Source organism: Halococcus salsus, assembly GCF_009900715.1.
Taxonomy (GTDB): Archaea; Halobacteriota; Halobacteria; order Halobacteriales; family Halococcaceae; genus Halococcus; species Halococcus salsus.
The window spans coordinates 17,737-36,575 of sequence record NZ_JAAAJC010000002.1 but is presented as its reverse complement, the minus strand read 5'-3'; the positions used below and the strand labels follow the sequence as shown (position 1 = coordinate 36,575).

At 63.5% G+C, this 18,839-nt stretch carries 19 protein-coding genes; 11 read left to right on the top strand and 8 right to left on the bottom strand.

Going from position 1 to position 18,839, the window contains the following annotated elements; genetic code table 11:
* Window positions 1–51 precede the first annotated feature (51 nt).
* Window positions 52–789 (top strand): hypothetical protein, encoded by a 738-nt coding sequence (locus GT355_RS07305; protein ID WP_160134058.1) that lies wholly within the window; start codon window positions 52–54, stop codon window positions 787–789.
* 67 nt (window positions 790–856) lie between these two features.
* On the opposite strand, the gene ileS is transcribed toward GT355_RS07305, so the two are convergent.
* Window positions 857–4,042 carry an isoleucine--tRNA ligase gene (ileS, locus tag GT355_RS07300; protein ID WP_160134057.1) on the bottom strand — a complete coding sequence of 1,062 codons (3,186 nt, stop codon included), beginning with the start codon at window positions 4,040–4,042 and terminating at the stop codon, window positions 857–859.
* A gap of 94 nt (window positions 4,043–4,136) precedes the next feature.
* Here ileS and GT355_RS07295 point away from each other — a divergent pair, with 94 nt between their 5' ends.
* From GT355_RS07295 to GT355_RS07285, 3 genes are all read left to right on the top strand, one after another.
* On the top strand, window positions 4,137–4,763 hold the full coding sequence (locus GT355_RS07295; RefSeq protein ID WP_160134056.1) for a uracil-DNA glycosylase: 627 nt from the start codon (window positions 4,137–4,139) through the stop codon (window positions 4,761–4,763).
* A gap of 59 nt (window positions 4,764–4,822) precedes the next feature.
* A complete protein-coding gene (locus GT355_RS07290) occupies window positions 4,823–5,212 on the top strand; it encodes a VanZ family protein (protein ID WP_160134055.1) in 390 nt (129 codons plus the stop codon).
* A 75-nt stretch (window positions 5,213–5,287) separates the two neighbouring features.
* Entirely contained in the window at window positions 5,288–5,713 is a 426-nt protein-coding gene (locus GT355_RS07285; RefSeq protein ID WP_160134054.1) for an EamA family transporter, read from the top strand.
* A gap of 23 nt (window positions 5,714–5,736) precedes the next feature.
* On the opposite strand, the gene GT355_RS07280 is transcribed toward GT355_RS07285, so the two are convergent.
* Window positions 5,737–6,789: a DUF7972 family membrane protein gene (locus tag GT355_RS07280; RefSeq protein ID WP_160134053.1), complete on the bottom strand. Its 1,053-nt coding sequence runs from the start codon at window positions 6,787–6,789 to the stop codon at window positions 5,737–5,739.
* Window positions 6,790–6,921: 132 nt separating this feature from the next.
* On the opposite strand from GT355_RS07280, the gene GT355_RS07275 reads away from it, so the two are divergent.
* On the top strand, window positions 6,922–7,404 hold the full coding sequence (locus GT355_RS07275) for a hypothetical protein (RefSeq protein WP_160134052.1): 483 nt from the start codon (window positions 6,922–6,924) through the stop codon (window positions 7,402–7,404).
* 431 nt (window positions 7,405–7,835) lie between these two features.
* On the opposite strand, the gene GT355_RS07270 is transcribed toward GT355_RS07275, so the two are convergent.
* From GT355_RS07270 to GT355_RS07260, 3 genes are all read right to left on the bottom strand, one after another.
* The gene (locus GT355_RS07270; protein ID WP_160134051.1) at window positions 7,836–8,507 is read right to left on the bottom strand and encodes a helix-turn-helix domain-containing protein; all 672 of its coding nucleotides are present in this window, start codon (window positions 8,505–8,507) and stop codon (window positions 7,836–7,838) included.
* A gap of 138 nt (window positions 8,508–8,645) precedes the next feature.
* Window positions 8,646–9,716, bottom strand: coding sequence for a DUF7972 family membrane protein (locus GT355_RS07265; RefSeq protein ID WP_160134050.1), 1,071 nt, complete (start codon window positions 9,714–9,716; stop codon window positions 8,646–8,648).
* Window positions 9,713–9,922 carry a hypothetical protein gene (locus tag GT355_RS07260; protein WP_160134049.1) on the bottom strand — a complete coding sequence of 70 codons (210 nt, stop codon included), beginning with the start codon at window positions 9,920–9,922 and terminating at the stop codon, window positions 9,713–9,715. Before GT355_RS07260 ends, GT355_RS07265 begins: the two co-directional genes overlap by 4 nt.
* A 638-nt stretch (window positions 9,923–10,560) precedes the next feature.
* Between GT355_RS07260 and GT355_RS07255 the strand changes: the two genes are divergently transcribed.
* Window positions 10,561–10,779 carry a hypothetical protein gene (locus GT355_RS07255; protein ID WP_205250435.1) on the top strand — a complete coding sequence of 73 codons (219 nt, stop codon included), beginning with the start codon at window positions 10,561–10,563 and terminating at the stop codon, window positions 10,777–10,779.
* A 24-nt stretch (window positions 10,780–10,803) separates the two neighbouring features.
* On the opposite strand, the gene GT355_RS07250 is transcribed toward GT355_RS07255, so the two are convergent.
* Window positions 10,804–11,235 (bottom strand): hypothetical protein, encoded by a 432-nt coding sequence (locus GT355_RS07250; protein ID WP_160134047.1) that lies wholly within the window; start codon window positions 11,233–11,235, stop codon window positions 10,804–10,806.
* Between the two features lie 289 nt (window positions 11,236–11,524).
* On the opposite strand from GT355_RS07250, the gene GT355_RS07245 reads away from it, so the two are divergent.
* The gene (locus GT355_RS07245) at window positions 11,525–11,875 is read left to right on the top strand and encodes a hypothetical protein (RefSeq protein WP_160134407.1); all 351 of its coding nucleotides are present in this window, start codon (window positions 11,525–11,527) and stop codon (window positions 11,873–11,875) included.
* A 136-nt stretch (window positions 11,876–12,011) separates the two neighbouring features.
* Here the strand turns inward: GT355_RS07245 and GT355_RS07240 are convergent, their stop codons facing one another.
* A complete protein-coding gene (locus GT355_RS07240; protein WP_240145753.1) occupies window positions 12,012–12,950 on the bottom strand; it encodes a DUF389 domain-containing protein in 939 nt (312 codons plus the stop codon).
* A 108-nt stretch (window positions 12,951–13,058) separates the two neighbouring features.
* Between GT355_RS07240 and GT355_RS18225 the strand changes: the two genes are divergently transcribed.
* Window positions 13,059–13,415, top strand: coding sequence for a hypothetical protein (locus tag GT355_RS18225; protein ID WP_240145752.1), 357 nt, complete (start codon window positions 13,059–13,061; stop codon window positions 13,413–13,415).
* A 734-nt stretch (window positions 13,416–14,149) separates the two neighbouring features.
* A complete protein-coding gene (locus tag GT355_RS07235; RefSeq protein WP_160134045.1) occupies window positions 14,150–15,220 on the top strand; it encodes an archaeosine biosynthesis radical SAM protein RaSEA in 1,071 nt (356 codons plus the stop codon).
* 16 nt (window positions 15,221–15,236) lie between these two features.
* Here the strand turns inward: GT355_RS07235 and GT355_RS07230 are convergent, their stop codons facing one another.
* A complete protein-coding gene (locus GT355_RS07230; protein WP_160134044.1) occupies window positions 15,237–15,515 on the bottom strand; it encodes a DUF7967 family protein in 279 nt (92 codons plus the stop codon).
* A 235-nt stretch (window positions 15,516–15,750) separates the two neighbouring features.
* On the opposite strand from GT355_RS07230, the gene GT355_RS07225 reads away from it, so the two are divergent.
* Window positions 15,751–16,950 (top strand): sugar phosphate nucleotidyltransferase, encoded by a 1,200-nt coding sequence (locus tag GT355_RS07225; RefSeq protein ID WP_160134043.1) that lies wholly within the window; start codon window positions 15,751–15,753, stop codon window positions 16,948–16,950.
* Window positions 16,950–18,737 carry a glutamine--fructose-6-phosphate transaminase (isomerizing) gene (gene glmS / locus GT355_RS07220; RefSeq protein WP_160134042.1) on the top strand — a complete coding sequence of 596 codons (1,788 nt, stop codon included), beginning with the start codon at window positions 16,950–16,952 and terminating at the stop codon, window positions 18,735–18,737. The genes GT355_RS07225 and glmS overlap by 1 nt, the downstream gene beginning before the upstream one ends.
* The last annotated feature ends 102 nt before the right edge of the window (window positions 18,738–18,839 follow it).

Here is an 18,839-nt window from a genome sequence, read left to right as displayed (position 1 = left end):
ACCGGTTTCGAAACCGCAAAACACAGTATTCCGGCTCGAATTCGATTCGACATGGCATTTAGCGTCGGCACGGTGCTCCGCGAGTCGCTCCGACGGCTGGCGACCGGCCCCGCGCTGCTCGTCCTTCTGGCGCTCGTGGTCGTCGAGACGGCGGTCGCGCTGGTTCCGAGCGGCGGGGCCGACCTCGGACTCATCGCGGCGGGCGGGGGGGCCTCGCCCCCGCTGCTCACCGCCAGCCCGCTCCCACTGGTCGCGAGCCTCGTCCTGCTCGTGGTCCTGTTGTATCTCTCGCTCCTCCTCGTCCGGGTCTTCGCCGACCAGTGGGGGATCGTCGAACGCCACCACCTCACCCACAACCTCGGGTTCGGCCTCCTCAACTTCCTCGGGGTGTTCGTCGTCGGGCTCGCCGCCCTCGTCGTCAGGCTCGTGCTCGCGGGCCTCTTCGGAATCGTCGGGATCGCGGTCGGTTTCGTCGTCGTCGTGGTCGTCGCGGCGGCGTCGCTGTTCGCGTTCGCGTTCGTCGCGGTGGAGGACGACAACGTCGTGCGGGCGTTCCGGCGGAGCTTCGGCGTGCTCGCGGACGCGCCGCTCGCGGTCGCGGGGCTGGTGGTCGTGCTCGTCCTCGTGAGCGTCGTGTTGCAGGTCGTGGGCACGCTGCTCGTCGGCGTGCTCGGTCCCGTCTCCTTCCTCGCGCCGCTGGTCAGCACGCTCGTCGACATGGTCGGGGTCGTCTTCCTCTTCATCGCGGCCGCACGGGCCTACGACCACTGGACGGCCGAGGCGGCCTGAGAACCCTCTCGTCGCTTCTCCGAACGCTCGAAAATCCGACGAACCGATCGAGGTCCCGTGACGAAGTCTACGCCTGGGCTTCCACGAGCGGCTCGATGGCGATCTCGACGGTCGTCTCCTCGACGTCCCACTCGCGTCGGTGGCCGTCCGCCACCGCGCCGAGCTCCTCGGCGCGAACCTCCGTCTTGATGAGCTCCTCGTGCTCGCGGACGAGGTCGGCGACCCGGTCGTCGGCGATATCGAGGTCGAGTCGGATCCGCGCTTCGAGGTCGAGGTCGAGCTCCTTGCGCATCTCCTGGACACGCCGGACGACGTCGCGGGCGTAGCCCTCGCTCTCGATATCCTCGGTGAGCGTGGTGTCGACGTAGACGGTGCCGCCGCCCTCCGCATCGAACGAACTCCCCGCCACGTCGTCGGGGAGTTCGACCACGAACTCGACCATCTCGTCGGTGACCTCGACCGACTCACCGAGCGCGTCGGCCACCGCGTCTTCGAGCGCCGAGAGGGTGGGTTCCTCGATCCGGGCTTCGTTGAGGGCGGTCATCACCTCGCCGGCCTGCTCGCCGAACGCGGGGCCGAGCACCGACATGTCGGCTTCGGCGCTGTAGCGGAGCTCGCCCCACTGTTCGTCGGGGCCGACGACCTCGACGCGGCGGGCGTTGAGCCGGTCCTCGACCATCGCCGAGCGCGAGCGCACCGCGTCAGCGACCGCCTCGCTCTCGGTGTCGACGACGACGCGGGTGACGGGCCAGCGGAGCTTGCGTTCGGCCTGCTGGCGCGCCGCCGAGCCGGCCTCCTCGACTCCGCGGGCGACCGCCACCTCGCGTTCGAGGTCGGGGTCCCGGTAGTTCGCGTCGGGTTCGGGCCAGTCGCGCATGTGGACGGTGTCGAAGCCGTCGTCGCCGGTGAGGGTGCCGTACATCGACTCGGCCACGAACGGCGCGTAGGGTGCGAGCAACGCCACGACCTCCGAGAGCACCTCGTAGAAGGTGGCGTAGGCCGCCCGCTTCGAGTCGCTGTCGGCCTCCTCCCACATCCGCTCACGTACGCTCTGGACGTAGAACCGCGAGACGTCCTCGACCACGAAGTCGAGTAGCGCGTTGAGCGCGCGGTCCTGGCGGAACTCCTCCCATCCCTCGGTCATCTCGGCTTCCACGGTCTGGAGCCGCGAGAGCACCCACTCGTCCTCCAGTTCGAGGGAGACGTCGTCGAGGCTCGTTTCGCTGGGATCGAAGCCGTCGAGGCGCATGTACGGCAGCGGGAACCGGAAGACGTTCCAGAGGATGTTGAGGGTGCGCTGCATCGTCTCGGTCTCCTCCCACGAGAAGCGCATGTCGTCACCCTGCGGGGTCACCGAGAGCAGGAACAGCCGCATCGGGTCGACCCCGTACTCCGCGATGACCTCGCCGGGTTCGACGGTGATGTTCTTCGACTTCGACATCCCGCGGCCGTCGGGCATGTTGGCGTAGCCGTGCATCAGCACCCGCTCGTAGGGGACCTCCCCGAGCGCCGTCGTCCCCATCGCGAGCTGTGACCAGAACCAGCCGCGGGTCTGGTCGTGGGCCTCCATGATGAGGTCGGCCGGCCAGAGCTCCTCGAACTTTTCCTCCTCTTCGGGATAGTCGAGCGTGCCCCACGAGGCCACCGCCGAGTCGAGCCAGACGTCGAAGACGTCCGGAACGCGGGTGTACGTCTTCCCGTCCTCGGTGATGGTGAGGTCGTCGACGGTCGGGCGGTGGAGGTCGACCGTCTCGGGGTCGATAGACTGATCGACCCGCTCGGCGAGCTCCTCGCGGGTGGCGATCACGACCACCTCGTCCATCCCGCCGGCCCAGTCCTCCGGGGTCCAGATCGGGATCGGGATGCCCCAGTAGCGCTGGCGTGAGGCGTTCCAGTCGGGCGAGCCCTCCACGAAGTCCCGGAAGCGGCCGTCGCGGGCCTCCGGGGGGTACCACTCGGAGTCCTCGATGTTCGCGAGCATCTCCGCTTTGACGTCCGTCACCGTCACGAACCACTGGTCGGTGGCGAGGAAGACGATGTCCGTATCGCACCGCCAGCACTGGCCGTAGTCGTGAGTGTAGGTCTCCTCGGCGAGCAGCGCGCCCCGCTCGTCGAGGTCCGCGATGATCTCCTGGTTCGCGTCGCGAACGAACTCGCCCGCGTACTTCCCGGCTCCGTCGAGGTAGACCCCGTCGTCGCCGACGGGACAGAACACGGGCAGGCCGAGCTCCGAACCGCGCTCGAAGTCCTCCTGACCGTGGCCGGGCGCGGAGTGAACCAATCCAGTTCTGTCGACCTCGACGTAGTCGGCGTGATAGACCTCGAACGCACCCTCGGTCTCGTCGCGCTCGGGGAGGACGTCCGCCAGCGGGCGCTCGTATTCCCAGCCGAGCAGCTCCTCGCCGGCCAACTCGTCGAGCACCTCGTAGTCGTCGTACCCGCCCTTCTTCAGCACGTCCTCGACTACACCGTCGGCGAGGTAGAGCACCTCGCTCTCCCCGTCGCGTTCGGCCTGCACCTCCAGATACTCGACGTCCTCGTCGACCGCGACGAAGGTGTTCGCGGGGACCGTCCACGGGGTCGTGGTCCAGATCACGAGGCTGCCCTCGCGGTCCGTGAGCGGGAATTTCACGTAGATCGAGGGGTCCTCGACCTCGTGGTACTCGACCTCGTTCTTCGCGATGGCGGTCTCACACCGCGGACACTGGGTGATCGAGCGCTTGCCCTGCTCGACGAGTCCCCGGTCGGCGGCCTCGCCGAAGGCCCACCACGCCGCCTCCATGTACTCGGGATTCACGGTCCGGTAGGGGTTCTCCCAGTCCATCCAGACGCCGAAGGACTTGAAATCGCTCTGGAGACCGTCCAGCTGCTCGTCGGCGTACTCCTTGCACGCCTCGATGAACGGCTCCATCCCGAACTCCTCGATGTCCTTCTTGTTCTCGAAGCCGAGGTTCTCCTCGACGCGGGTCTCGATGGGGAGCCCGTGCATGTCGTAGCCCGGCCGGTCGGTGACGTCGTAGCCGCGCATTCGATGCCAGCGGATGTAGGCGTCCTTCAGGGTCTTGTTCCAGGTCGTGCCCATGTGGGCCGCCCCGGAGGTGTACGGCGGGCCGTCGACGAAGAAGAAGGGCTCGGCGTCGGCACGGTGCTCCTTGGTCTGCTCGTAGGCGTCGACCGCGTCCCAGTAGTCGAACACCCGCTCCTCGACCGCGTCGGGGTCGTACCGCTCCGCGACGTCCTCGAACCTGCTCATGGCGCGACTATCCGGTCGGGGCCTAAAGACTGATTGGTTGTGCAGGTCCGGCTGCTGTAGCCAGACTCAAACCGCCGGATCCAGTAGGACCGGGGTGGCCGAGTATCCCGAACCCGACGCGAAGCACCCGCTCGCCGCCGACTGCCGGCGATGTCCCGCGCTGGTCGAGGCCCGCGAGTGCATCTCGTGGGGCAACGGCCCGCTCGACGCCGACATCGTGGTTGTCGGCGAGGCACCCGGCGCGGGCACGCCCGAAGCCGACCTGTGGAAGGGCGGCAACTTCACCGGACTAGCCTACACTGCACGCCACTCCGGGCGCAAAATTCGAGAGATGATGGCGGACCTCGGCTATCGGGACGCGTGCTACTACACCAACGCGGTGAAGTGCTTTCCGTCGGACGGCGAGGGGTCGAACCGCGAACCGACGGACGAGGAACACGAGAACTGTCGGCCGTATCTCGAACAGGAGGTTCGGGAGATCGAACCCCGAGCGGTGGTCGCCACCGGAAAACACGCCACGACGAGCTTGCTCGCTACCGAGAACCTGGAACTCGATGGGTTCGTGGACTCGGTCCTCGACCCCGTTCCGCTCCCCGGTCTGCACACGACCCTCGTGCCGATCCTCCACCCTTCCTACCAGGAGATCTGGATTTCCCGGCTCGGCTACTCCTACGAATCGTATCTCGATGCGGTCCGGGAGACGCTCGCGGCGGTCGAGTGAGCGACACCGAATCGAACGGGATCCGAAACTTCCTCGGTCCGTCCCAGCACGAATTTCCCATGGATCGACGATATCGCTGGCTCCCCGTGGTCGCCTTCGCCGTCGTCGTCTTCGTGGGGTCGGTCGTCCCGCTTCCCGGGGGCGAGACCACGCTCGGCCCGTTCGGGCTCGTCGGTGCGGACAAGTACACCCACGCCTTTGCCTACTTCTGTCTCGGCGGGGCGCTGGCGTTCGCGCTCGCGCCGGACCGGCGCTGGGTCGCGGCGGCAGCGCTCGCGGTCGTCGTCACCTCGCTCTACGGCGGTGGGATCGAGGTCGTCCAGGGCTTCGTCGGGCGCGACCCCTCCTTGCTCGACTGGGGTGCGGACGTCCTCGGCGCGGTCGTCGGTGTGGCGCTCGCCACCGGATTCGACCACGTGTTACGACGGCGACCGTGGACCGAACGATGATCTCCGCGTTAGTGGGTGCCTGAACTGCGGCGGAGTGACGAAGTGGCTTAGGGGTGCGAGACGATGGTTGCCCTAATGGAGTTCGCAGAACTGAACTCGGCCGTTGGCTTCGGGTTGGTCACGATGGTGACGTGGGGCGTCTGGATCGTCGTCGGCAACGCCGCGTCGGAATCGATCGACCCCAGAACTGCGGCCGCCATCTCGTATCTGACGGCGGGGCTCCTCGCGCTCGGCTTCGTGCTCGTCTCGGACGCATCGCTCGCCGTCACGATGCGGGGTGGAGTCCTCGCTGGTGTCGCTGGTGTGTTCACCGGGATCGGCCTCATCTCGATGTACATGGGGTTCGCGCACGGCTCGACGACGGTCGTCTCGACGCTCGGTGCCATGTACTTCATCGTCGCGGCCGTCATCAGTATGGGCGTGCTCGGGGAGGCGGTCACGCTGACGAGGGTCGTCGGCATCGCGTTCGCCGTGGTCGGCGTGGTGCTGGTCGCGCGATAGCGCTCGATGTGCCCCGAACCGGGTTAGACTTCCTTGATCTGTCCGGAGTCCGAGGACTCGCGGAGGATGAACGGCCCGATCGTCAACGTTCGCTGTGAGACGGTGATCAGCCGAAAGATGAACGCGACGAGGACGGCGAACGGGAACAGGCCGATCATCGCCACGAAACTGATCACCAGAAACGCGGTGTCGATACCGACGACGCTGCCGCTGAACCGGTTCACGTCGAACGCGAAGCTCATGTACGCCGAGACGCCCAGAGCCGGCATCACCGTATAGAGCAGCACGCGGGAGACGTCGATCAGTTCGTGTTGGTAGTAGATGAGTTTGAAGTACTGACGTGCCGGTCCGAACAGCTGGAGGTTCCGGACGAGTGCGTCGAGCCGCTCCTCGGTCCGTTCGGCGATCGCCCCAGTGTGTTTGTCCTGGAGTCGGCGGCCCGTCCGGACCTTCCAGGAGTAGTTGTAATCGAGGATCGCCGAGACGACGTCGAACGAACCGAACTCGGCGGTCTCCAGGTCCGCGTCGATCTGCTGGCTGTGGTCGGTGACGACCTCGGCGAACTCGGCGACCTGGGCCGTCGCCTCGTCGTCGGCGTCGTCCGCCACGGACTCCTTGACGCGTGTCGCCTTCTCCTCGACGGCCCTGATCAGCGTCCGGAGGAACCCGGCCGGCGTCGCCGGGCTCACCCCGACCCCCGCCGATTGCTCGACGTCGCCCCGAAACGAGACTTCGGACAGCATCTTCTCGCGCTGCTCGCCCAAGTGACCCATCTCCTGTGAGAGGATCAGCTGTCCGATCGCCAGGGTCAGCGCGACGCTCGTTACGATCGCCAGGAAGATCGACTGAAACAGCGACGCGATCGTGCTGTTGTCGAACGCGTCGGCGACCGACCCGGAGACGAACACGCCGGCGAGGACGACGATGGCGAAGGTGACCAACAGCAACACCCCGCTCACCAACCAGCGATTGCCTTCGACGAGAAACCACATCTTCGCCCGACTGTAACCGACCCGCTCGCGCATCGTGTTCGCCGGCGGAGCGATGGTCTCCGTCTCCGTCTCGGTCTTTTCCATCCAACCGCTCTACTGCCTTGAGTGGATTGAGGGTTCCGTGTCGTATCGCCCAAACTCCTCGAAAGCGGGTTCGTATCCGGGTCACTCCCTGCCTCCTACATCGCTAAATAGTTACGTAGCGTACGTGACGGGATGAATACACCAGACCTCACGCTCTCACGAACCGTTCGGGTCGTCGCTGGACTGGCCGGTCTCTCCGGGGCGGCCGGATTTCTGCGGCTGATGGGTGCGTTCGGGCCGGTCTCCTGCTGGACGAGCGTGTCGGCCGGCGGGACGGCGACCAGCGCAGGCGGCCTCGATTCTACCGAGACCACGGTTGCCCGCGGCTGTGAGGCGGGTATCGACTACCTCCTCGGAGGCGGTGGCGGCAACGCCGGCGTGTTCTTCTTCTGGGCGGTGGTTCTCCTCGTGCTCGTCACCGTGGGTGGCGTCGCCGCCTGGACGGGACATCGGTACGTCACCTCGATGGCCGCCGGTGTCGGCGCGGTCGTCTCGATCCTCGGTCTGTGGAGCATCGGCTGGTACTTCATGTTCCCGACGGTGTTCCTCATCGCCGCTGCGATCGCTCTCACCGTCGACGCACGTCGGGATTCCGATGGGACGCAGGCGACCTAAACTCAGTCCCCCGCGCCGCTTTCGGAGGATCGACCGATGAGTGATATAGGATTCCCGACACTTTCGACACCCTTCTGCCCGCGAAAGCCCGCATAGCGCCCTGTGGTCGCGAGCAGGGCCGTGGAGGTGGGCGGGCGCGGAGGTGGGTACGCGGTCGGGCTTTGGTCGGCCCTCTGGGCCGGGACTCCTTAGCGGGGCTGTCGCGGTGGTGACGGCGTTCTGCGTCGGAGCCAGCTGGTGAGAACCGCGCGACGACGCAGCGAGCATGGTGGAGCGGTTGCCGTTCCTCTCGAACCGCGCGTGTTTCTCATGCGTGCCGAAGTGTCGCGGTGTTTCCGTAGATGGTGAAATTCGTCGTCTTCTCTAGGTAATGCTAGTCCACTGACAGGGGGCTGCACTTACTTTTCACACTCGTTTCGGCAGATCTGAGCCTATGTCTCTGTGTTTCGGTCGTCGTCATCCTCAATGGCCAACGCACTCAGCGCGAGATTCTTCGTTGCTCGTCGGAATCGTTCGGAGAGTGCTTGATGAGAAATGTCGAGTTCATTGGCGAGTTCCTGAGTATTTATCCCGCGTGGGATCTCGTAATATCCCTCTTTGATAGCCTTGGAAAGGGTTTCATGCTGCGATTCGGTGAGGTTGTAGCGAGCCGCTTCAAACTCATCGGTGCCGTAGATCCTCTTCACATCGAGAGTAATGCCGTTCTCAGTGGCGTATTCACCTATAGCGGAGAGGTCTTCTCTGTCGGGAAAGAGTACACGGAGGTGCCATACGCCATCAGTGGCGGTGGCCTCTTGGACAGTAGCATCATGCTCGTTGATCATGTAGCCGACGATTTCGGCAGTTTCGTTCCACACTAGCCGATAGAATCGTTCGTCGTCGGTTTCACCGAAGAGTTCGATCTCCATGACGCTTGCATCGGCTTCGAGTATCTCGGTCAGCCCTTCGACTTCGCCATTGGTAACCCGAACAAATGGAACGACTTGACTCGTGTTGTGAGCGACGACGCGGTCAATGTTGATAGTAATATCAGGGCGACGTTCGAGGGTCTCTGAGAGTGCGAACTCGTGGGCTGGGATCGTGAACTCCGCGATAGTCGCCATACACCAGCTATTGCAAGCACACTCATTAATGAGAGGATATGACCGAATCCACCAGTGCGATCGTAGAGCGAAACTTAGCGGGTGCGGAATCGCCGAACGAGGAAGACGGCGAGAGTTAGCCCTCGAATATCCCAGTCTTCAGCGCTGGGAATCGCGGAGGATGAACGGTCCGATGGCGAGAGTACGTTTTGCGATCGTCGCTACTCGCGCGATGTACGAAATCGTCAATAAGAACGGCAGGGTCGTCACTGTGAACGCCACTGAAGTCACCCAGATGAGCACTGAGACTCCGAGGAAGACCCCTGAGAGCGAGCTTCCACCGAGGAACGTCGTCATGAAGCCCGCGACGAGCAGTGCCGGTACCGATACATAGAGGATGTTCTGTGAGAGACTGATCAGCTCCCACTCGAAGTAGAGGGTCTTGATGTGCTCGCGCGCCGGTCCGAACATCGAGAGGAGGGTTTTGAGGTCGTCGAGCGCCGCGAACGACTCCTCTGAGAGTTCGTCTTGGTGTTGGTCGGCAATACGTTCGGTTTGGAAGACCTTCCAGGAGTAGTTGAAGTCTAGCGCGGCCGAGACCACGGTGAACGTCCCGAACGATTGTTCGTCGAGTTTGCCCGAGACGGTATCCGCGTTTTCGATGAGGCTGTTCGTGAACTCGTCGACCTCCCCAGTGAGGGTATCGTTGTCGTTACCGGAGACGCTCTCACTGAGAGTGTGGGCGCGGTCTTTGGCTTCGAGCACCAATGCACGGAGGAACGCCGAGGGATCGGCAGGCGTGGGTGCACCGGTCAACTCCTCGGTGTAGTCTCGAAAGTCCATCGTGTTGCTCATGCGTTCGCGCTGGTCGCCGAGCGGACCGTTCTCCTGAGAAATAACGATCTGAGAGATGGTCAACACCAGCGTGACACCGGTGATGATAGCCGAGATCATCGTCGAGAACAGTGTTTCGATGGTATCGGCGGTCTGGGCGTCGGTGAGGAGATACTGATAGAAGTACGTGCCCCCAAGGACGAACACGCCGAATATCAACAACGCCAGCAGGCCGGTGACGAGTAGTCGATGGCCCTCAAGGAAGAACCAAACCTTGAGACGAGTCTCGCCCGAGCGCTCGCGCATCGTGTTCGCGGTACTGATGTTCTCAATACTCCCCTGTTCAATATTCGGGTCGTCCTCTTCTGGATCAAGAGTATCCGCAGCGTCACTCATCGCTGGGAAGACTCTCCAGTGTAGGGCCGTCGGAGCACGAGAAATTTCGTGCCGCCACCGCTGTACTCGACGGTTGTAATGAGTTCCCATCCGTCGGCCCCGAGGTCGTTGAGTTCGTCGACAGGATCGGCAGCCTCCTTTTTGGTGGCCTCCCGCGGAGGACGGAGAGTGTAGTATTCGTATCTCGACGACTGGTCGTTATCCATGCAAACTACCTTCAGGAAGAGAGGGGTTTGGGCCTTCACATCCGTATCGGCAATATCCCCCGCTTCACACGTTCTATCCACTGAATCCGCAACCCTCAGTCGGAGGAATGAAATCCGCGTAGTCGAAATCGTGCGGTAGTGACGAAGAATTACCGACGCAGGAGCGTCCTTGTCCTGCTCGCGATAGCAGTTGTCTGTGGAGGGTGTGTGACGGCCCAACCGACGCTTGATTCGGCGACGAACGATCCAGCAGTTTTCGAGAGTATCTCGACGGCTGACTCCTGGGGGACGTCCTCACTCCAGACGTCGATCACCTTGGCACCGGGAGCGACGACCAGTGAAGGAGTAACGAAACTCTCGGTCGTCACAGCTAACGGGAGTTCGTTCTATACGACATCGCTCGACCCAGGGCAAACGAGCGTCACACTCCCACTTCCAATGGGCACCGCACAGATCATTGCGACAAATACAGTCGACGGAACGACCGTTGGAACGGCGAACATAACGGTCTCCGGAAACACATATCCGTAAGGGCTCACCGCCAAGTTGTCTCTCAAAGCCTGTCACTATCGCTTCAGACCCATCTCGCACCTGCAAGCCCACTGATGATGCATTTCAAGGCCTTCCCTTCCTTGCCGATGGCAGACCAACAGATGGAATCAGAAGAGAAAGCATCGACCGGAGCAGTCGTGGCAGCGGGACTCTCCGTACTCTACTCGCTCTACCTGTTCTACATACAGGGCAAGCGAACGCAAGGGATATTCGTGGGGCTCTGGGCACCCACGATCCTCACGATGGCGAGCTACATCGAGCAGACCGACCTCACCGAGAAGGCCCAAGACGAACTCGAAGCCTAAGACAGCTCCGCAATCTTTCAATTTTCACTCGTGGCGTGAGCCGATCCAGGCTCCCAGCGCTAATCCGTAGATGAGGTGTCCAGTGTGGAAGATCGCTGACTCGTCCGTTTCGAGGTCCATCCCGAGCACGTGCCGGAGGACGACCCGCTCACCGAAGAGGGATGAAACGGTCCCGTATACGGCTCCAGCAACTAACCCGACGGTCTCCGGCTCACTGGTCTCGTTAATATGCTCCCCGAAGAGGAGGCTAAACAGGGCACCGCCAACGATTCCGTACAGCCCATGAAGGGTGAGCGAGGATACGTGATACTCCTCGGGGTCACCCCCAGTGTACTGAGCGATCAATTCGGCTGTCGGCGGCAGTGACCGAGCGGTCGGTTCCCGAAATATCGTCATTACGACTGTTGCGAAGAACCCACCCACGAGTCCTTCCTTAAGGCCAGAGATTGTACTCATGTTCGTTGGATTGCGTTGTTCACGGGAAAGCACTGCAGAATGCAGGAAATCTCTTGAACTTTCAACGTCAGTTGATCTCGTTGTGCATGGCCTCGATGACCTCGACCTCGTACTGGCGTTCGTCGTCGTGGTAGAACATCTATGGTTACCTCATGAAATCGATCGATAGGTAGTTCAATAGGTGTCGTGCTTGCCAACGCGAACGAACGAATCTGAGGTGTTTCAGTCTGGAAGAGTGATTGAATTGCAAGCAGTCTCCTTTCCCTTGTTCAGCGAGAAAGGCGATGCAGTGATTGGACTCACCCTCGGGAAGAAAGCACTGAAGTTTGGGTACAAACGCGCTGGAATCCCCGGTGCCATCGCAACGGGGAGTGCCGCAGCAGTCGGGTATGCCCTCGTCAAGCGGAGTCTCAAATCCAGCACCGGCACGGAAAACGTCGATGGGGCTATTGATACTGAGACGGTCAAATCAGCCGTCGAAAAAGACGGTCTTAGTGCAGTCACGAACCGGGATACCTTAGAATCCGCTATCGACGAAGACCAGTTGGGAACTGACGTAGACGTTGGCGATGTGCAGTCCCAAACAGAGGAAAAGTCCGACGATCTAGGTGACGATTCGGACGCAGACACTACTCAATAACCCTCTTCGACGAGCGCTGGAGGAGAACTCCAGTCTACTTCCCATTTGTCGGTTCCAGTAGTGTGTGCGAGGCCGATTCACCGCAAAGAGTCTCCCTACTCGAACTTTCGGAGCTGACGAATTCGCGAGCGACTATTTATGTGGTTGCTGTTTGATTGGCCTGTTGGAAGGTATTGAAGCGAACCGTCACTCGTGTCCCTCCCGCTTGTGATTGGATGCGGTCGCGAAGGCGCTCCGAGAGGCTTGGATACGACTCGTTCGATGCGCTGACGGTGACCGTCGTCGATTTTGAGGATGAGGTGAGATGACTCCCGATCCCGGCGTATTCGGTTTGGACCGACACCGAGTCAACACCCGAGTACGCCGGGTCGTCGAGGACGGTATCGACGCTTTGTGTGACCGTCTGCTGAAAGAGTGCCTGCTGGGAGACTGCAACGCCCGTGACGGCAACCGCTCCAACGATGAGAACGACCGTGACGACTGCCGCCCGGGTCGGAACTCGGTCCGCAAACGAGAGCTTGCTCGGGTCTTGGTCCCGGTACAACACCCACAGAACGAGATACATCGCGAGGTTCACGACTGCCATCGTGCTCACCAGAAGTAGCCCACTCCCGAGCGCAACCAAATACTCGCTCCATGCTATCGCGATTCCGACGGTCGCTGCAGCAGGAATGAGTGCGGCAGCGATCATGACGCCGACAAGCGAGTTCGAACCCTTCGTTGTGAGCCCGAACGCTGCAGCCGCTCCGGCGGCGGCACCAACGATGATCGAAAACGGTGTCGGGGCCGCACGGAGCGATATGAGCTGAAGCGACGTGATATCGAGCGAGGAGGGGGCGAGCCCGATGGTTTTGGCGACGAATCCGAACACGATCGCACCGAGTATGCCAGCGACGAGACCGAGCGCCTGGATACGAACGCTGTCGACGAGCATCGGGCGATCGCCGGCAGCTGCTCCAACCGTCGCGGTGAGAACCGGGCCGACGAGGGGAGCGATCACCATCGAGCCGACGACGATCGCCGGTGAACCGACGAGCAGTCCGGCTGCAGCGATGATCGCGCTGAGAAATATCATCATCGCGTACGACAGCGGGTCCTGACTTTGGTCGCGTGCTTTCGAGCGTAATTCGGGGAGACGGAGCGGATCGTAGTCGTTGGCGTACCGGTCCTGAAGCTCCTCGATGTGGGGTGTGTTCGCGTTCTCGGCGTTCAGAACGATGATGTAATTGTCGTCGAGTCCTGCCTCGCGAACCTTCTCGAGGATGAGTCCGAGTCCATCCGTCGGGATCGGGAATTCGATGACCTTCGAGTCGGGAGAATCCTCGTCACCGGGTGTAACGATGAAATCGATGTCGTTGTCGTTGAGAATCTCGAAGATTTCCTCAAGGTGTTCTTCGTCGGCCAGCAGGCGGATGAGACGCACGACGATACTGCAGGCTCGACAGGCAAAACCGTTCGTTCTGCAAGGGCCGTCTACTCCGTTCTCTCCAGAAGGACACTTACCAGAGATGAGATGCAGGAAATCGGATTTACAATATAATATCGGATTCGGTAACGATCATGCTATGACATGCCTCTGTTGGTAGCCACATGATTGCTGACAGGGTGTCAGCAACTACTGGGCTGCCTATAGGGCAAGACAATGCCTCTTATCTACCGAGCTGACTCCCGTCAGCATCCCTTTCCTTTCGACAGGGGTTCTAAAAGCACGGAACTCTAACCAGCCGAATAGAGCGTGACTCTCTACACTAGGATACTCTCGGACCATGCCTTGTTCCTCTCCTTACCCCCTAGCCGGTTGTTCGCTTGCGACCCTGTTCTGAGGCAACTGCACGGGATTTCATGCCGATAGAATCGTTTCCCCCTCGTCACACATCAAGTCAACTCACCGATGTGCAATGAATACTACTCGAATCTGCTTCCATGTGTAACTTCGATCAGAGACTCGAACCTCTCTATGAACGAACACCAGTCAGTCATCCAAGCCAACACTTCTGAGATAGCCACTGTGCAGGGAATTCGCGGTTAGATATGAATTCGAATCAAGACCAACGGGAAACAGGCGTATCGTTGGTCGATTAATGTCCGATCCTACACGCCACTGAAGAAGACACCAGATTAGAAGCCGTTGATCTCTCAATCGGGTTCACGCTGAGGGTGCTGGAGAAACGCCACCAGTTTATCCACCACCGCAATGATACTACAACCGTTCGTCACTGACCAGCCACCGCCCGGACCGAAGCCGCTTTTCGCGCTGACTTCCTTCCCCACTCAATGAGCCAGCCATCGCCGGAGGTCTACGAGTCCGGGCGCGGGATGGACGCCCACAACGCCGCGATGCGTGAGATCCGCGCGCGCAACGACCGGACCTACGACCCCCACGAACCCACGCGGGTCTGGGTCGACGAGGACAACACGCCCGACGGCGTGCGCCAGTCGCTGACGATCATCCTGAATACGGGCGGCTGTCGGTGGGCACGCGCCGGTGGCTGTACGATGTGCGGCTACGTCGCCGAGTCCGTCGAGGGCGGCACCGTCCCGCACGAGGCGCTCGTCGACCAGTTGGAGGTCTGCCTCGAACACGAGCGCGAGAACGCCGACGAGCCCTGCCCGCTGATCAAGATCTACACCTCGGGGAGCTTCCTCGACGAGCGCGAGGTGCCCGCCGCGGCCCGGGAGGCGGTCGCCGAGGCCTTCGCCGACCGCGAGCGGATCGTGCTCGAATCGCTGCCCGACTTCGTCCAGCCGGAGCGCCTCGCCGACTTCACCGAGAAGGGACTCGCGGTCGACGTCGCGGTGGGGCTCGAAACCGCCACGGATCGAGTTCGTCACGACTGCGTCAACAAGTACTTCGACTTCGCCGACTTCGTCGCGGCGAGCGAGCGCGCGGACGAGGCGGGCGTGGGCATCAAGGCCTACCTCCTGATGAAACCGCCATTCCTCACCGAGTCGGAGGCCGTCGCGGACATGGTCTCCTCCGTCGAGCGCTGTGCCGAGTACGCCCACACCGTCTCGATGAACCCCTGTAACGTCCAGCGTCACACGATGGTCGAGGAACTCTATCACGACGGGGGCTACCGCCCGCCGTGGCTCTGGTCGGTCGCCGAAGTCCTCCGCGAGACCGCCGACGCGGACGCCATCGTTATCTCCGACCCGGTGGGCCACGGCTCGGATCGCGGCCCTCACAACTGCGGCGAGTGCGACGACCACGTCCAGACGGCTATCAAGGACTTCGACCTCCGACAGGATCCTACTGTCTTCGATCAGGTCTCCTGTGAGTGCGAGGCGACCTGGGACGTGGTGATGGAGCGCGAGCGGAGCTACGGGATGCCACTGACGAACTGAATCGGCCTGTGCCCTCTCAGACCACTTCGTCGGGGTCGTATTTCTCGGCCATCCGGGCCGCCTCCGTGGCGTAGCGCTCGCGCGTCTCGGGGTCCGAGACCTCCCCGAGGTTGTCGGGATCGACGTCGAGCGCCGCGGTGGTCTCTCGCCCTCCGCCGCCGGGCATCTGGAGCGCGCGTTCCTTGCGATAGTCGCGTTCGCCGTCGGGGGTCGCGTAGGTCAACACGATGAGGTTCGGGAGGTCCTCGGCGAAGGTGCGTTCGACCAGCCAGACGCGGACGGTGTCGTCGGTCATCGCGCCGCGGTACGAACGGCCCGTGGTTAGGTCTGTTCGTCGCCGTGTAACCCAACGGATCGCCCGTACGAACCGACCGCACCCGGTCGCACCTTCGGGCCATCGCCGTCCCGGGTGGCGAAACGTCGATGCGCGTTCTCGACCGCCGATTCCGAAACGATCGTCCACGATGGATGGGGTTCGGGTCGGGACGTGCCCAGAACGTTGAAGCCGATCCGCCTGGATTGATGGATCGATGAGTATTCGCACCGCGGTCGTTCTCGCGGCCGGCGAGGGCAACCGGCTGCGCCCGCTGACGCACAACCGTCCAAAGCCCATGCTACCCGCGGCGAACAGACCCGTCCTCGAGTACGTCTTCGACGCGCTGATCGACGCCGGGGTCGAGGAGATAGCGGTCGTGATCGGCTACAAGCGCGACCGGGTGCAGGAACACTTCGGCCCGACCTACCGCGACGTCCCGATCGAGTACGTCGCCCAGGAGAAACAGCTCGGCAGCGGTCACGCCCTGCGCTGTGCCGAATCGGCCGTCGACGAACCGTTCTTGCTGGTGAACGGCGACCGCGTCATCGAGTCCGGGCTGGTCCAGGACGTCGTCGCGGAGTTCGAGACCTACCCCGACGCCGCCGCCACGCTCGGCGTGCTCGAACACCGCGACGCCAGGCGCTACGGTGCGGTCGCGCTCTCGGAAGGCCGGATCGAGAAGCTCGTCGAGAAACCCGACTCCGACGACTACCGCCTGATCAACGCCGGTGTCTACGCCTTCCGAACCTCGATCTTCGACGCCATCGGCGAGACCGAGCGCCGCGACGGCGAACTCCAGCTCACCGACACCCTCGCGCGCCTCATCGACGACGGCGAGGACGTCCGGGGGGTCCGGGTCGACGGCCTCTCGCCCCACGCCACTTACCCGTGGGACCTCCTCACCGTGACCCGGGAGATCCTCGCGCGCGGCCGGGTCGACGAGCCCGTTCGCGAACAGGGCGTCTGGGTCGACGAGACGGCGCTGGTCCACGACGACGCCACCCTCCAGGCCCCGGTGGTCGTCGGGTCGGACTGCGAGGTCGGTCCGGGTGCGGTCGTCGGGCCGAACGTCGCGCTCGGGCGGAACGTCACGGTCGAGGCGAACGCCACGGTCGAGCGCACGGTCTTGGATTCGGACACCCGGATCGGACCCGGGAGCACGGTGCTCGACTGCGTGGTCGGCGAGGACGTCACGCTGGGTGCGGGGAGCATCGTTCCCGGCGGGCCCGCGGACGTCCGCGTCGGCAGGCGAGTGTTCGAGGACCGCCAGCTCGGTGCGGTGGTCGCCGACCGCGTCACCGCGGGTGGGATGGTCGGCTTCGAACCGGGAACCCTCGTGGGGCCCGGCGCACACCTCCACACGGGGGTCCGGGTGCGCGGTGAGATCGTCGCCGACGCGGAGGTGATGAGCTGATGTGTGGCGTGATCGGCTGCGTCGGACGGCCCGACGAGACCCTCGACGTGTTGATGCACGGCCTCTCGAAGCTCGAGTACCGGGGCTACGACTCGGCGGGCGTCGCGCTCGCCAACGGCTCCGTCGAGATAGAAAAGCGTGCGGGCAAACTCGAGAACCTCGAAGCCGCGCTCGACGGTGTCAGCCTCGAAGGGGCGGTTGGGATCGGCCACACCCGGTGGTCCACCCACGGCCCGCCGAACGACCGCAACGCCCACCCGCACGCCGACTGCGAGGAGCAGGTCGCGGTGCTCCACAACGGCATCATCGAGAACTACCAGGGTATCAAGGACGAACTCCAGGCCGCCGGCCACGAGTTCAAGAGCGACACCGACACCGAGGTGGTCCCCCACCTCATCGAGTCGGCGCTCGCCGACGGGGCGACGGAGGAGGACGCCTTCCGGGCGGCGATCCGGCGGATCGAGGGGAGCTACGCGATCGCGGCTGTGTTCGCCGACCACGAGGCGGTCTACTGCGCTCGCCAGGACTCACCCCTCGTACTCGGCGTCGGCGACGACGCGACCTACCTCGGGAGCGACGTCCCGGCCTTCCGGGCGTTCACCGACCGCGTGATCTACCTCGAGGACGGCGAACTCGCGCGGATCGACGAGGACGGCTGGGCGGTCTCGACCCTCGACGGCGAGCCGGTCGAGAAGAGCATCAACACGGTGAACTGGGACCCCGAAGACACCGGGAAGAGCGGCTACGACCACTTCATGCTGAAGGAGATCCACGAACAGCCCCGGTCGCTCCGGCAGTGTCTCCAGGGCCGGGTCGACGAACTCGGCGGACAGGTCGAGCTCGAGGAGCTCGCTGGCGTCAACCCGACCAGCGTCCAGTTCGTCGCCTGTGGCACCTCCTACCACGCCGCCCTCTACGGCGCGCGGCTGTTCCAGGAGGCCGGGATCCCGGCCCAGGCGTTCCTCGCGAGCGAGTACGTCACCGCGCCGCCGCCGGTCGACGACGCGCTCGTGGTCGGTGTCACACAGAGCGGCGAGACCGCCGACACCCTGAGCGCGCTCCGGGCGGCCAAACGTCTCGGCGCGCGCACCCTCGCGCTCACCAACGTCGTCGGCTCGACCGTCGCACGCGAGTGCGACCACGTGCTCTACATCCGGGCGGGCCCGGAGATCGGCGTCGCGGCCTCGAAGACGTTCGCCTCCCAGCTCGTGACGCTCAACCTCTTCGCGCTCGCCGTCACCGACGACCACGACCGCGAGAGCATCGGCTCGCTCCGGGACCTCCCGAGCACCGTGCAGGCCATCCTCGACGACTCGACCGCCGCCGAGGTCGCGACGGCGTACCTCGACGCCGACGCCTACTTCTTCATCGGCCGGGGGCTGAACCACCCGGTGGCGCTCGAAGGCGCGCTGAAGCTCAAGGAGATCACCTACCGCCACGCCGAGGGATTCGCCGCGGGCGAACTCAAACACGGCCCGCTCGCGCTCGTCACCGACAACACCCCCGTCATCGCGGTCGCCACCGGCGACGGCGAGTTCGCCAGGAAGACCGTGGGCAACGTCAAGGAGGTCGAGGCGCGCGACGCACCCGTGATCGCCGTCACCGACGGCCAGTCGGACATCGAACGCTACGCCGACCACGTGCTCTCCGTCCCCGAAACCCACCCGCGGACCGCCGCGGTGCTCGCGAGCGTCCAGCTCCAGCTGTTCGCCTACCACACCGCCGCCGACCTCGGCCGCTCGATCGACAAACCCCGCAACCTCGCCAAGAGCGTCACCGTCGAGTAGGTCGGCGCTCGCCCACGTCCGTCCGCAGCGGTTCGCCCCGCCTCGTTCGTCGGTTTCAGGCAGTCGTTCAGTTTCTCGTTCGACCTCGGTTTCGTCGGTCTC

Excerpts from the sequence above, each read along its gene's own strand:
- GT355_RS07305 (WP_160134058.1), top strand. The coding sequence starts at position 52 with ATGGCATTTAGCGTCGGCACGGTGCTCCGCGAGTCGCTCCGACGGCTG.
- ileS (WP_160134057.1), bottom strand. The coding sequence starts at position 4,042 with ATGAGCAGGTTCGAGGACGTCGCGGAGCGGTACGACCCCGACGCGGTC.
- GT355_RS07290 (WP_160134055.1), top strand. The coding sequence starts at position 4,823 with ATGGATCGACGATATCGCTGGCTCCCCGTGGTCGCCTTCGCCGTCGTC.
- GT355_RS07285 (WP_160134054.1), top strand. The coding sequence starts at position 5,288 with ATGGAGTTCGCAGAACTGAACTCGGCCGTTGGCTTCGGGTTGGTCACG.
- GT355_RS07280 (WP_160134053.1), bottom strand. The coding sequence starts at position 6,789 with ATGGAAAAGACCGAGACGGAGACGGAGACCATCGCTCCGCCGGCGAAC.
- GT355_RS07275 (WP_160134052.1), top strand. The coding sequence starts at position 6,922 with ATGAATACACCAGACCTCACGCTCTCACGAACCGTTCGGGTCGTCGCT.
- GT355_RS07270 (WP_160134051.1), bottom strand. The coding sequence starts at position 8,507 with ATGGCGACTATCGCGGAGTTCACGATCCCAGCCCACGAGTTCGCACTC.
- GT355_RS07265 (WP_160134050.1), bottom strand. The coding sequence starts at position 9,716 with ATGAGTGACGCTGCGGATACTCTTGATCCAGAAGAGGACGACCCGAAT.
- GT355_RS07260 (WP_160134049.1), bottom strand. The coding sequence starts at position 9,922 with ATGGATAACGACCAGTCGTCGAGATACGAATACTACACTCTCCGTCCT.
- GT355_RS07255 (WP_205250435.1), top strand. The coding sequence starts at position 10,561 with ATGGCAGACCAACAGATGGAATCAGAAGAGAAAGCATCGACCGGAGCA.
- GT355_RS07250 (WP_160134047.1), bottom strand. The coding sequence starts at position 11,235 with ATGAGTACAATCTCTGGCCTTAAGGAAGGACTCGTGGGTGGGTTCTTC.
- GT355_RS07240 (WP_240145753.1), bottom strand. The coding sequence starts at position 12,950 with ATGATATTTCTCAGCGCGATCATCGCTGCAGCCGGACTGCTCGTCGGT.
- GT355_RS07235 (WP_160134045.1), top strand. The coding sequence starts at position 14,150 with ATGAGCCAGCCATCGCCGGAGGTCTACGAGTCCGGGCGCGGGATGGAC.
- GT355_RS07230 (WP_160134044.1), bottom strand. The coding sequence starts at position 15,515 with ATGACCGACGACACCGTCCGCGTCTGGCTGGTCGAACGCACCTTCGCC.
- GT355_RS07225 (WP_160134043.1), top strand. The coding sequence starts at position 15,751 with ATGAGTATTCGCACCGCGGTCGTTCTCGCGGCCGGCGAGGGCAACCGG.
- glmS (WP_160134042.1), top strand. The coding sequence starts at position 16,950 with ATGTGTGGCGTGATCGGCTGCGTCGGACGGCCCGACGAGACCCTCGAC.